Source organism: Acidovorax sp. NN32 (assembly GCF_057597245.1).
On sequence record NZ_CP199679.1, the window covers coordinates 3,083,982 to 3,097,125 of the forward strand.

Genomic DNA, 13,144 nt, shown 5'->3' on the forward strand with positions numbered 1-13,144 from the left:
CCTCTGGACCGGCCCAGCTATCCTGCACCCTTGTTTCCTTTTTTGCTGAAAGCTGCCTGCGATGCTGCGTGCCCCACTGCCCCTCGTTTCTGCCCTGCTGCTTGCTGGTCTGCTTGCGGGTTGCTCCAGCACAACCGAAGACAAAACGGCCAACTGGAGCCCCAATCGCATCCATTCGGAAGCACAGGACGAAATGAACAGCGGCGCCTACGACAAAGCGGTTCCTCTGCTCGAAAAGCTGGAGGGGCGTGCAGCCGGCACCCCGCTGGCGCAGCAGGCCCAGATCGACAAGGCCTACGCGCACTACAAGGCTGGCGAAAAAGCCCAGGCCATTGCAACGCTGGACCGCTTCATGAAGCTCCATCCCGCCAGCCCCGCACTGGACTATGCGCTGTACCTCAAGGGCCTGGTGAACTTCAACGACAACCTCGGCCTGTTCTCGTTCATCTCGCGCCAGGACCTTTCCGAGCGCGACCAGAAAGCAGCCAAGGACTCCTTCGAGGCCTTCAGTGAGCTGGCCACCCGCTTCCCGGAATCCCGCTACGCACAGGATGCACGCCAGCGCATGACGTACATCGTGAATTCGCTCGCGCAGTACGAAGTGCATGTGGCGCGCTACTACTTCCAGCGCGGCGCGTATGTGGCAGCCATCAGCCGTGCCCAGGTAGCCCTGGCGGACTACCAGGGCGTGCCCGCGCTCGAAGAAGCTCTGTATATCCTGATCCAGTCGTACGACGCACTGGGCATGACGCAGCTGCGCGACGATGCACGCCGCGTGATGGACACTTCGTACCCCCAAAGCGCCTATCTGCGCGGTGGCCTCAGGGAAAAGGCGGAGCCGTGGTGGAAGCTCTGGTAAGCGCCTGAAGAGCAGCTTCAAACTCAGGCTCTGACTCCAGGCGCCGCATCGGGGGCAAGGCCGCCAGCAGGCGCTTGCCATAGCCCATGGTGACAAGGCGGGTGTCACCCACCACCAGAATGCCCTGGTCGGACTCACGCCGGATCAACCGCCCCGCCCCCTGCTTGAGCGCAACGGCTGCCTCGGGCAGTGCGTAAGACTTGAACGCTTTCCCGCCAGATTTCTCAATACGCTGCGTACGCGCCTCCACCAAAGGGTCGCCCGGGGGAGGAAAAGGAAGCTTGTCAATCACAACAAGCTGCAAGGCATCCCCAGGCACATCAAAACCTTCCCAGAACGTCGCGGAAGCCACCAGCACACAGCCTTGCTGCCCGTGCTCGCTCCCTTCGCGAAAACGCTCCATCAGCCGCCGTTTGGGCCACTCGCCCTGCACCAGCACCTCCAGGACAGCGGAGCCCGCAAACTGCGCTTTCAACGCATCGCCAATGGTGCGCAAGGCCTTGAGCGTCGTGGTCAGCACCAGGGTGCGGCCACCCAGTTGCGCTGCAGCCTCGCCCACCCAGCGCGCAAGCGCCATGCTGTGCGAAGGATCGGCCGGAGACGGCAGGTGGCGTGGCACATACAGTGCTGCCTGCGCCCCATAGTCAAACGGGCTCGCAACCCGCAGGATCTGCGCGTCTTGCAAACCCGCCCGCTCCGTGAACCAGCTCAGTTGCTCGTCATCGCCCAAGGTGGCCGAGGTGAAGACCCAGGCCCTGCCGGGTCCGGCAGCAGGCTCCCCGGGCCACCCATCGTCACCCACGGGTTCCGCAGGGGTGGCCAGCAGGCGTGTGCGCATGGCCTCGGCAATGTCCAGGGGGGATTCCGTCAAGCGCAGCTGCGGCCCCACATCGACCCAGCGCACCGCATCCGGATTGCCGGGGCCAGAAAAATGGGCCAGGCGCGCCAGCAGTTCAGTCCCGCGCTCATACAGGCGCACAAAGTCGGGCGCTATTTCGCTGACAGTGTCGAGCGCCTCCTGCGCCTGGGCGCAGGCGAGCGACACGTGGCGCAGGGCAGTCTGCCATTCATCCGGCCTGACGCTCTCCGGCGTTTCATCGGTCCAGCGCAGCTTTGCGCTGCCCCGCATATCTCCCGCCGCCAGGCGCAAATCTCGGGCAGACAGATCCACCTGGCTCGCAAGCCCCGTCCAGTCCGCAAGGCCCCGCGCATGCTGCAGCCCTGCTGCCAGCAGGTCCCTGCCAAAATCCATCAGCTGGCCCGTGGACAGCGTAAGCCCCAGAAACTGCACGCCCGTCTCGTTGATCTGGTGCGCCTCATCAAACACCACCACACGCACGGACGGTAAGAGCTCGGCCATGCCCGACTCGCGCACAGCCACATCGGCGAAGAAAAGGTGGTGGTTGATGACCACGATGTCCGCCGCCAAGGCCTCGCGCCGCGCCAAATGCACGTGGCATTCGCGAAATCGGGGGCACTGCGAGCCCAGGCAGTTCTCACGGGTGGAGGTGACCAGCGGTATCACGGGCGAGCGTTCGTCCAACCCCGTCAGCTCTGCAAGATCGCCCGAGCGCGTGCCATGCGACCAACTCTCGACCTTGGCCAAAACCCGTGCCACGCCAGGCTCACGGGCTGACACATCCTGGCGCGCCAGTTCCATGCGGTACAGGCACAGATAGCTCGCCCTGCCCTTCAGAAGCGCCATGCGCACCGGCAAGCCCAGGGTCTGCGCCAGGCGCGGGAGATCGCGCGCAAACAGCTGGTCCTGCAAGGCCTTGGTGGCGGTGGACAACAGCACCCGCTCGCCGCTCAGGAGTGCCGGAACCAGATAGGAAAAAGTCTTGCCCACCCCCGTGCCTGCCTCCACGACCAGCGCCCCGCCCGCTTCAATGGTGTGCGCCACGGCCATGGCCATTTGTGTCTGGCCTTCGCGCGGCTGGAAATGCGTGTCGGCCCGCGCCAGCACGCCGCCGGGGGCAAACACCTCCTGCACCATCTCCACCAGCGCCATCAAGCGGGCTCTTGGGGTTGAAGGTCCCGTTCCAGGCGATCCAGGGCATCACGCAGAGCGAGACGGCGCTTTTTGAGGCGGCGCAGCGTGAATTCGTCGGCCACGCCGTCGGGGGCACACCGGTCGATCAGAGCGTCCAGATCGGCATGCTCGATGCGCAGCTCAATGAGTTGGCGTTGGGGGGAATGGAGGCTGGGGTTCAAGGCAGGGGCCGTGGGATGGCAAAAATGCCACAGGCGGGCGGATAATACGCGCTTGCCCCCGTTTGCGCGATGGCCCTTTGCGTACGCGCCCCCACAATCACCAGCATGACCAAAGCGTTTCGCCTCATCGCGTCCACCGGCATCCACAAGGGTGACCGGGAGTACCAGCAAGACCAGGTGATCCTGATCTCCCACGAGCGGCACAATGGCTGCATACTGGGTGTCATTGCCGATGGCATGGGCGGGCGCAGCGGCGGGCGCAAGGCGTCGGACCAGGTCATGATGACTGCGCGCCAGCTCTTCGAGCGCTATTCGCCCGACACCGACGACCCGGTGGCCATGCTCAAGAGCATGGTGGAAGAAGCTCACATCGTGATCCGGCTCACAGCCATTTCTGCCGAGCAGGAACCGCACAGCACCATTGCAGCCTTTCTTATCAACCCGCGTGGCGACTGCCACTGGGTGCATGCCGGCGATTCACGCATCTACCACTTCCAAGGTGCGCGCATGGTGTTCCGCACCAGCGACCACTCCTATGTACAGGCTCTCGTGGACCGGGGCGAGCTGACCGAAGCCGAGGCCAACAACCATCCGCACTCGAACATTCTGGTGGGCTGCCTCGGCACTGAAAGCGACCCGCCCATCACCACCCATGTGATCCCCCAGCTGCAGCCTGGCGATGTGCTCATGGCCTGCAGTGATGGGGTGTGGCACTACTTTTCGCCCACCGAACTTGGCTCCGTGGTTGATTCCCTCTCGCCACGGGAAGCCACGGAGTTTCTGATTGAAAAAGCCCGCTCCCGCGCGCGGGGCGGTGGCGACAACCTCTCGCTGGTCATCGTGAAGATGGAGGCGCTGGTGGAGGAAAAGAAGGTCGCTCGCCTGGTACCCGCTGACGCAGGGCGTCCCTGAAGCAGCGCCCCACCCGCTGGTGCGTGCGTGGGTCGGTGACCAAAAGGGCGAGTGGCTCGGCGGCCCTTGAAGAATGCGGCGCTGACGCGGACCGAGCCTCTGCACCCACTGGCCCGCTGCGCCTTTTGGGCGCCACGCGCACTTTCAACACCTGGGGCAGCCACCCCAAATAAACCTGTTTCAGCGTGCTGCCGAGCCCGCTGGCAACGGAGCCGCAGGGACCCGCCCCTGGGCTGCGGCCTCTGCCCGTGACTTTTCGACTCGGTCGCGGCGCTCCTGCGCAGCCTGAAGCGTTTGCGCGTGGCGTGCGCGCGCCTCTGCGGCACGCTCGGCATTGCCACTGGTGCGCGCTGCCTGCTCCTGGGCCTGCTTTTGCACCTTAATGCGCTGCTGCTGTGCTCGCAGCTCAGCCTCGTGGTCACGCTGCGATTTCAGGCCCTGGGGGTCTTGCGACGGCTTGCGCACCACAGCGCTTGCAGCACCGCTGCCCGCTGAGGGGCTATCTGGCACGCCGCGCTGTTTTTCTTCAATGGATTTCAGACGCTCCGCCGCTTTTTCCTTGCGCTCGGCATCATTGAGCTCGATCTCCTGTGCACGCAAACGGGCTTCCGCATCGCGCACGCCCGCCCGCACACTGCGCAGACAGTCTTCTACGGAAAATCGCTGGTAACAGGCCGATTCGTCCTGTTGTCGCCTGGCCTTGATGGCCTCGCGTTCGGAGCGGATGCGGTCGTGTTCCGCTTTACGTTCGGCCGCCTTGGCGGCTGCCTGCTGGCCGTTGGCCTCCGCACCAGCAGCTACCGGCTGCGCCATGGCCGAGGCAGACAACCCCCAGGCAAGCAAGGAAATCGCCACAGACACGAAGCGTCTGGAGATCATGTCAGCCCCGTATCGACAGTGCGGCGCTCCAGCGCCAGGAACTCCTTGGACTGCATCTCGTTGAGCCGCGAAATCGTTCGCGGAAACTCGTGCGCCAAGGGGCCTTCGGTGTAAAGCTGCTCGGGGGGTACTGCTGCAGACAGGATGAGCTTGACGCGCCTGTCGTACAACACGTCCACGAGCCAGGTAAAACGCCGCGCAGGCGACGCCATGCTCACCGGCATGTAGGGCACATCGGACAGCAGCACAGTGTGGAACTGCGTCGCGATTTCCAGATAGTCGTTCTGCGACCGGGGGGCACCACACAGGGTCTTGAAGTCAAACCACACCACACCACCGGCCTTGCGGCGTGCCCGGATCTCCCGGGCCTCGATGTGCAGCACCGGGTCTTCGTCGTGCACTTCGGCCAGTTGGTCAAACGCCTGGCCCATTTCAGCATCTGCCTCGGGGCCCAGCGGCGTGTGGTACAGCTTCACGTGCTCCAGAGTGCGCCGACGGTAATCGGTACCGTTGTCCACGTTGACCACTTCAAGCTTTTCATTGAGCAGGGCAATCGCCGGGAGAATGCGGTCGCGGTGCAGGCCGTCGGGGTACAGGTCGTCGGGCTTGAAATTCGAAGTGGTCACAAAGCCCACGCCGTTATCGAACAGTGCCGCCAGCAGGCGGTGCAGGATCATGGCGTCGGTAATGTCCGCCACGTGAAACTCGTCAAAACAGATGAGCTTGTAGCGCTTGGCAATGCGCGCGCCCAGCACGTCCAGCGGGTTGACGGTGCCCTGCAGGCCCGCCAGTTCGCGGTGCACTTCGCGCATGAACTCGTGAAAGTGAAGGCGCACCTTGCGCTTCAAGGGAACGGCGTCGAAAAAGCATTCCATCAGAAAGCTCTTGCCCCGCCCCACCCCGCCATACATGTACACGCCGCGCGGCACATCAGGCCGGTTGATCAGCTTCTTGAGTGCGTTGGAACGCTGGGCCTTGTATGCGGCCCAATCATCAGCGCAACGCTGAAGGGCATCCACTGCGCGCAATTGGGCAGGGTCACTTTGGTAGCCTTTAGCGGCCAACTCGGCCAGGTAAGCCTGTTTAACAGTCACGTGGTGGATGCTCAGAAACTATGATTTTTATAGCTACCAGCGCTTATCAGATAAGCGCCAGAGCCCGATTTGACCCAAAAATCAGAAGTTCAGAGTGCGCTTATCCACGGCCAGGGCCGCTTCCTTGGTGGCTTCGCTCAGGCTGGGGTGTGCGTGGCAAATGCGAGCGATGTCTTCGCTGCTGGCCTTGAATTCCATGGCCACAACAGCTTCGGCAATCAGCTCGCTGGCCTGCGGGCCCACGATGTGCACGCCCAGAATCTCGTCAGTCTCGGCATCGGCCAGCATCTTGACCATGCCTGTGGTGTCGCCCAGTGCGCGTGCGCGGCCGTTGGCCAGGAAGGGGAAGCTGCCCGCCTTGTACTTGACGCCGTCGGCCTTGAGCTGCTGCTCGGTGCGGCCCACCCATGCGATTTCGGGGCTGGTGTAGATGACCCAGGGAACGGTGTTGAAGTTCACGTGGCCATGCTGGCCGGCAATGCGCTCGGCCACGGCAACGCCCTCTTCCTCGGCCTTGTGCGCCAGCATCGGGCCGCGCACCACGTCACCCACCGCCCACACGCCGGGCAGGTTGGTCTTGCAGTCGGCATCGACCACGATGGCGCCGCGCTCGTCGAGCTGCAGGCCCACGGATTCGACGTTCAGGCCAATGGTGTTGGGCACGCGGCCGATGGAGACGATGAGCTTGTCCACGTCCAGCGACTGGGCTTCGCCCTTGGCGTTGGTGTAGGCAATGCTCACGCCCTTCTTGCCGGTCTTGATCTCGCCGACCTTCACGCCCAGCTCGATCTTCAGACCTTGCTTGTCGAAGGCCTTCTTGGCTTCCTTGGCGATCTGCTCGTCCACCGCGCCCAGGAAGGTCGGCAGGCCTTCGAGGATGGTGACTTCGGCACCCAGGCGGCGCCACACCGAGCCCATTTCCAGACCGATCACGCCCGAGCCGATCAGGCCGAGCTTCTTGGGCACAGCGCCCACGCGCAGCGCGCCGTCGTTGGACAGCACCAGTTCTTCGTCGAACGGCGTGCCGGGCAGCGCACGGGCATTGGAGCCGGTGGCAATGATGATCTGCTTGCCCGTCAGCGACTCTTCGGCGGCGCCAGCCACCTTGATCTCGTAGCCGCCTTCAGCAGCCTTCACGAACGAGCCGCGGCCATGGAAGAAGCTGACCTTGTTCTTCTTGAACAGGTACAGGATGCCGTCGTTGTTCTGCTTCACGACGGTGTCCTTGCGGGCAATCATCTTGGCCACGTCCATCTTGACGCCCGTGGCGGTGATGCCGTGCTCGGCGAAGTGCTTGTTGGCGTGTTCGAAATGCTCGGACGATTGCAGCAGCGCCTTGGACGGAATGCAGCCCACGTTGGTACAGGTGCCGCCGGGTGCGGGGCCACCCTTGTCGTTCTTCCACTCGTCGATACAGGCGACGTTGAAGCCTAGCTGGGCTGCGCGGATGGCGGCAATGTAGCCACCGGGGCCACCGCCGATGACGATCACATCAAATTGTTTGCTCATGGGAAATCTCGTTCAGTCTGTTGGAGAAAGACCCACCGGCGGGCACAACCAGAGGTCGGCCACGCGGGTGGGTCCATGCGGTCAGGAGGTTAGATGTCGAACAGCAGGCGCGATGGGTCTTCCAGCGCATCCTTCATCGCCACCAGGCCCAGCACAGCTTCGCGGCCGTCGATGATGCGGTGGTCGTAGGACATGGCCAGGTAGTTCATCGGGCGCACAACGATCTGGCCGTTCTCCACCACAGCGCGGTCCTTGGTGGCGTGCACGCCCAGGATGGCCGACTGGGGCGGGTTGATGATGGGCGTGGACATCATCGAGCCGAAGGTGCCACCGTTGGAAATCGAGAACGTGCCACCGGTCATTTCTTCAATGCCCAGCTTGCCTTCAGCGGCCTTCTTGCCGAATTCGGCGATCTTCTTCTCGATGTCGGCAAAGCTCATCTGGTCGGCATTGCGCAGGATAGGCACCACCAGGCCACGGGGCGAGCCCACGGCGATACCGATGTCGAAGTAGCCGTGGTAAACGATGTCGTTACCATCGACCGAGGCGTTCAGCACGGGGTACTTCTTCAAGGCGTGCACGGCAGCCTTCACGAAGAAGCTCATGAAGCCGATCTTCACGCCATGCTCCTTGGTGAACGTGTCCTGGAACTTCTTGCGCATGTCCATCACCGGCGCCATGTTCACTTCGTTGAACGTGGTCAGGATGGCGTTGGTCGATTGCGACTGCAGCAGGCGCTCGGCCACGCGGGCGCGCAGGCGGCTCATGGGCACGCGCTGCTCGGGGCGGTCGCCCAGGTCTTCCTTGGCGGCCGGGGCCGACACCTGGGGCAGTGCCTTGGTGGGCACGCCCGTGGGGATGGCGCTCGGGGCCGCCACAGCAGCCTTGGCGGCACCACCAGCCACAGCGCTGAGCACGTCGCCCTTGGTCACGCGGCCATCCTTGCCGCTGCCGGCCACAGCCGATGCGGACAGGTTGTTCTCGGCCAGCAGCTTGGCGGCAGCGGGCATCGCCACATCGCCCTTGGAGCCGCCAACAGCCGCTGGTGCGGGGGCAGGAGCCGATGCCGTGGCGGCAGCGGGTGCTGCAGCAGCGGCGGCAGGAGCGGCCGCGCCGGCCTTGCCTTCGGTATCAATCTTGGCAATGAGCTGCTCGGCCACCACGGTGGCGCCGTCGCCCTGGATGATTTCAGCCAGCACACCAGCCGAGGGGGCAGGCACTTCAAGCACCACCTTGTCGGTTTCGATCTCGATCAGGATCTCATCCACTGCCACAGCCTCACCGGCCTTTTTCTTCCACGTCAGCATGGTGGCCTCGGCCACGGATTCGGACAGCTGGGGGACTTTGACTTCTACGATAGCCATATCAATTCTTTCGGAATGGGGTTTTGTTCTGTTATCGGGTCGCAGCTGGCCTTACTTGGTCAGGACAAAACCCTTGAGCTTGGCAAACGCGCCGTCCACCAGCGCCTTTTGTTGTTCCTGGTGCAGGTGCGAGTAGCCCACGGCAGGTGACGCGGAAGCCGCGCGGCCGGAATAGCCCAGCTTCTGGCCTTCGAGCATGTTCTCGTGGATGTAGTGCTGCACGAAGAACCAAGCGCCCTGGTTCTGCGGCTCGTCCTGGCACCACACCACGTCGGTGGCGTTGGGGTAGCGCTTGATTTCAGCGGCGAATGCCTTGTGCGGGAAGGGGTAGAGCTGCTCCACGCGGATGATGGCCACATCGTCGTCTTCGCGCTCGGTGCGCTTCTTCACGAGGTCGTAGTACACCTTGCCGGAGCAGGCGATCACACGCTTGACCTTGGCTGCCTTCTTGACGATGGCCTCGTCCTGCTCGGGAATCACCGTCTGGAAGCTGCCCTTGGTGAACTCGGACAGCGGCGAAGTCGCATCCTTGTTACGCAACAGCGACTTGGGCGTCATGATGATCAGCGGCTTGCGCAGATCACGCACCATCTGGCGACGCAGCACATGGAAGATCTGGCTGGCGGTGGTGGGCTGCACCACCTGCATGTTGGCGTCGGCCGACAGCTGCATGAAGCGTTCGAGGCGGGCAGAGCTGTGCTCAGGGCCCTGGCCTTCGTAGCCGTGTGGCAGCATCAGCGTGATGCCGTTGACGCGGCCCCACTTCACTTCACCCGAGGCGATGAACTGGTCGATCACGACCTGCGCACCGTTGGCAAAGTCGCCGAATTGCGCTTCCCAGATCACCAGGGTGTTGGGGTCGTTGGAGGCGTAGCCGTATTCAAAGCCCAGCACCGCTTCTTCCGACAGGATCGAGTCGATCACAACGAACGGAGCCTGATTCTCGGCCACATTCTGCAGTGGCACATAGGTGCCGATGTCCCACTTCTCGCGCTTTTGGTCATGAATAACCGAATGGCGGTGCGTGAACGTGCCACGGCCACAGTCTTCGCCCGACAGGCGCACGGGGTAGCCGCTGGCCACCAACGATGCGAATGCCATGTGCTCGCCCATACCCCAGTCCACGGGGATCTCGCCACGGCCCATGGCAGCGCGGTCGTCATAGACCTTCTTGACCAACTGGTGCGGCGTCACGCTCTCAGGAATGGTCGTGATCTTCTCGGCCAGGCGCTTCCACTCAGCCAGAGGAATGGCCGTGTCACCAGCGTCCGTCCACTTCTTGCCCAGGAACGGGCTCCAGTCCACGGCGTACTTGCTCTTGAAGTTGGTCAGGACGGGATCGACCGTGTGCTTGCCGGCATCCATGGCGGCACGATAGGCCTTGACCATATCGTCGCCCAGCGACTCACCCAGGCCCTGTGCCGCCAGCTTGTCGGCATAGAGCTTGCGCGTGCCAGGGTGCTGGCCGATCTTCTTGTACATCAGCGGCTGGGTCAGAGCCGGGGTGTCCTGCTCGTTGTGGCCCAGTTTGCGGAAGCAGATGATGTCCACCACCACGTCCTTCTTGAATTCCATGCGGAACTCCAAGGCGAGCTGGGTGGCCAGCACCACGGCTTCGGGGTCATCACCGTTCACGTGCAGCACGGGCGACTCGATCATCTTGACGATGTCGGTGCAATACAGCGTGGAACGCGTATCACGCGGATCGGAGGTGGTGAAACCGATCTGGTTGTTGATGATGATGTGCACCGTGCCACCCGTGTAGTAGCCACGGGTCTGGGCCAGCGCCAGGGTTTCCTGGTTCACACCCTGGCCGGCAAAGGCCGCATCACCATGCACCAGCACCGGCAGCACCTGCTTGCCGTGCGGGTCGGCGCGGCGGTCCATGCGGGCACGCACGGAGCCTTCGACCACGGGGTTCACGATTTCCAGGTGGGAAGGATTAAATGCCAGCGACAGGTGGACCGGGCCGCCAGGGGTGGTCACATCCGAGCTGAAGCCCTGGTGGTATTTCACGTCACCGGCAGGCAGGTCTTCGGGAGCGGTGTGGTCGAACTCGGCGAACAAGTCCTTGGGCATCTTGCCCAACGAATTGACCAGCACATTGAGACGACCCCGGTGGGCCATGCCGATCACGATTTCCTGAACGCCCTTGGCACCGGCAGACTGGATCAGCTCGTCCATGGCGGCGATGAAGCTTTCACCCCCTTCCAGGGAGAAACGCTTCTGGCCGACGTACTTGGTGTGCAGGAAACGCTCCAGACCTTCGGCGGCCGTCAGGCGGTCCAGTATCTGCTTTTTCTTGTCCACACCAAAGCTGGGCTTGCTGCGGATCTTTTCCAGCTTTTCTTGCCACCAGCGCTTCTGGTTCTGGTCAGTGGCATACATGTACTCGGCGCCGATGGAGCCGCAGTATGTTTCGCGCAGCGCGTTAATCAACTCGCGCAGGGGCATCGACTCTTTGCCGAAGAACGTGTTGCTCGTGTTGAACACCGTTTCCTGGTCCGCGTCGCTGAAACCATAGAAAGAGGGTTCGAGTTCAGGAATGGCGGGGCGCTCGGTGCGCTTGAGGGGATCCAGATCAGCCCAGCGTTGGCCCACGTTGCGGTAGGCAGCGATCAGCTGCTGAACGGCAGTGCGCTTGCGGCCCAGCTCAGAGTCCGCACCCGTTGCCACAACAACCTTGGTGCCGCCCTGTTTGGCGCGCTCGGCAAAAGCGTTGATGACGGGGAGGTGGGGGACGTCTTTGGCATTGCTGCCATCCACCGCAGGCACATGTTGAAGTGCATCAAAGTACTCGCGCCAATTGTCTGGCACGCTACCTGGGTTGGCGAGGTAGTTCTCGTACATCTCTTCGACATAGGGCGCATTGCCGCCGAAGAGGTAAGTGTTGCCTTGGTAGGCTTGATAGACGGACGTCGTATCGCTCATATTCCGCTGACCTCCGCTTTCCTTGGGAAAGCATTAGCTGGTTGAGAAACCTTCCGCGACACGGCTGAACCGATTGGCGGATGCGACTGTGGCTGGGGAAGGGCCTTGGTACGGGCGCCATTGTGCCACCGAATGGCCGACCGCCCTACGGAAATGGTGGGGCCGGTGCTGACACGCTGGCGCAACAAGCGGCTACAAACCTGGCTCGCGTACATTCCGGGTATCTCATTGCCACCTACCCTCATGACGCCACCCACCCTCCAGAACAAAGTCTTCTTGCTGCTGCTGGCCCTTGTCACCATCGCCTTTGGAGCCATCCTTTGGCAGTTCCACGGCGCGGTCTTCTGGGGCGTCATCCTGGCCATCTTGTTTGCCCCCCTGCACCGCAAACTGTTGCGGCGCATGCCCCGGCGGCGCAATCTTGCAGCGCTGTGTACTCTGGGACTGTGCCTTATTGTGGTCATCCTTCCCATGACAGCGATCACGGTATCCCTGGCCCAGGAAGCCACGATAATCTATGAACGGATGCGGTCGGGCCAGCTAAATTTTGGACTCTACCTACAGCAGGTGATCGCCGCCCTGCCCGCCTGGGCCGCCAATTTGTTGGACCGGTTGAATCTCACGACCGTTGGCGAGCTGCAACAAAAGTTCTCTTCCGTCGCCGTCCAGGCCAGCCAGTTTGTGGCCACACAGGCACTGAGCATTGGCCAGAACACGCTGCAGTTCATCGTGAGCTTCGGCATCATGCTCTATCTGCTGTTCTTCCTGTTGCGTGACGGATCGAGCCTGGCCTTGCGCATTGGCCAGGCCACCCCCCTGGACGAAACACACAAGCGGCAACTGGTCAGCAAGTTCACCACCGTCATTCGCGCCACGGTCAAAGGCAACATTGTCGTGGCAGCCTCCCAAGGAGCGCTGGGCGGTTTGATTTTCTGGATCCTGGGCATCCAGGGCCCCGTGCTGTGGGGGGTTTCCATGGCCTTCCTGTCGCTGCTTCCCGCCGTGGGAGCGGGGCTGATCTGGGTACCGGTGGCAATCTACTTCCTGGCCACGGGTGCGGTCTGGCAAGGCGTGGTGCTGACTGCGTTTGGCGTTGGCGTTATTGGACTCGTTGACAACGTCCTTCGTCCGATTTTGGTGGGCAAGGACACCAAGATGCCAGACTACGTTGTGCTGATATCCACCCTGGGAGGCATGGCGCTCTTTGGGTTGACGGGCTTCGTGATAGGACCAGTTATTGCGGCGCTTTTCATTGCGAGCTGGGACCTGTTTTCACCCAGCGCCAGCACTGAATCCGCGTAGCAAAATGGAGTGATACAACAATCGGGGCCATGAACAACATGGCACTGCATTGAACGTGCGGATCACAAAAAACAAAGGCC

At 62.6% G+C, this 13,144-nt stretch carries 10 protein-coding genes; 3 read left to right on the plus strand and 7 right to left on the minus strand.

Going from position 1 to position 13,144, the window contains the following annotated elements; all coding sequences use genetic code 11:
- The first annotated feature begins 61 nt into the window (after positions 1-61).
- Complete coding sequence (locus ACT89O_RS14350) at positions 62-859, plus strand: outer membrane protein assembly factor BamD (RefSeq protein WP_487260404.1); 798 nt, start codon at positions 62-64, stop codon at positions 857-859.
- Here the strand turns inward: ACT89O_RS14350 and yoaA are convergent.
- Positions 822-2,870 (minus strand): DNA repair helicase YoaA, encoded by a 2,049-nt coding sequence (yoaA, locus tag ACT89O_RS14355; RefSeq protein ID WP_487260405.1) that lies wholly within the window; start codon positions 2,868-2,870, stop codon positions 822-824. The two genes, ACT89O_RS14350 and yoaA, sit on opposite strands and share 38 nt — an antisense overlap.
- Positions 2,870-3,073, minus strand: coding sequence for a YdcH family protein (locus tag ACT89O_RS14360; RefSeq protein ID WP_055396751.1), 204 nt, complete (start codon positions 3,071-3,073; stop codon positions 2,870-2,872). Before ACT89O_RS14360 ends, yoaA begins: the two co-directional genes overlap by 1 nt.
- A 105-nt stretch (positions 3,074-3,178) precedes the next feature.
- Here ACT89O_RS14360 and ACT89O_RS14365 point away from each other — a divergent pair, with 105 nt between their 5' ends.
- Positions 3,179-3,985 (plus strand): PP2C family protein-serine/threonine phosphatase, encoded by an 807-nt coding sequence (locus ACT89O_RS14365; RefSeq protein WP_121420339.1) that lies wholly within the window; start codon positions 3,179-3,181, stop codon positions 3,983-3,985.
- A gap of 180 nt (positions 3,986-4,165) precedes the next feature.
- Here the strand turns inward: ACT89O_RS14365 and ACT89O_RS14370 are convergent, their stop codons facing one another.
- The 5 genes from ACT89O_RS14370 to ACT89O_RS14390 all read right to left on the minus strand — a co-directional run bounded on the left by ACT89O_RS14370 (position 4,166) and on the right by ACT89O_RS14390 (position 11,762).
- Positions 4,166-4,864: a hypothetical protein gene (locus tag ACT89O_RS14370; protein ID WP_218299854.1), complete on the minus strand. Its 699-nt coding sequence runs from the start codon at positions 4,862-4,864 to the stop codon at positions 4,166-4,168.
- Positions 4,861-5,958 carry a cell division protein ZapE gene (gene zapE, locus ACT89O_RS14375; protein WP_487260406.1) on the minus strand — a complete coding sequence of 366 codons (1,098 nt, stop codon included), beginning with the start codon at positions 5,956-5,958 and terminating at the stop codon, positions 4,861-4,863. The genes ACT89O_RS14370 and zapE overlap by 4 nt, the downstream gene beginning before the upstream one ends.
- A gap of 81 nt (positions 5,959-6,039) precedes the next feature.
- Positions 6,040-7,467 (minus strand): dihydrolipoyl dehydrogenase, encoded by a 1,428-nt coding sequence (gene lpdA, locus ACT89O_RS14380; protein ID WP_487260407.1) that lies wholly within the window; start codon positions 7,465-7,467, stop codon positions 6,040-6,042.
- 89 nt (positions 7,468-7,556) lie between these two features.
- Positions 7,557-8,831 (minus strand): 2-oxoglutarate dehydrogenase complex dihydrolipoyllysine-residue succinyltransferase, encoded by a 1,275-nt coding sequence (odhB, locus tag ACT89O_RS14385; RefSeq protein WP_121420343.1) that lies wholly within the window; start codon positions 8,829-8,831, stop codon positions 7,557-7,559.
- 51 nt (positions 8,832-8,882) lie between these two features.
- Positions 8,883-11,762 (minus strand): 2-oxoglutarate dehydrogenase E1 component, encoded by a 2,880-nt coding sequence (locus tag ACT89O_RS14390; RefSeq protein WP_055396677.1) that lies wholly within the window; start codon positions 11,760-11,762, stop codon positions 8,883-8,885.
- A 243-nt stretch (positions 11,763-12,005) separates the two neighbouring features.
- Between ACT89O_RS14390 and ACT89O_RS14395 the strand changes: the two genes are divergently transcribed.
- Entirely contained in the window at positions 12,006-13,064 is a 1,059-nt protein-coding gene (locus ACT89O_RS14395) for an AI-2E family transporter (protein WP_055396675.1), read from the plus strand.
- The last annotated feature ends 80 nt before the right edge of the window (positions 13,065-13,144 follow it).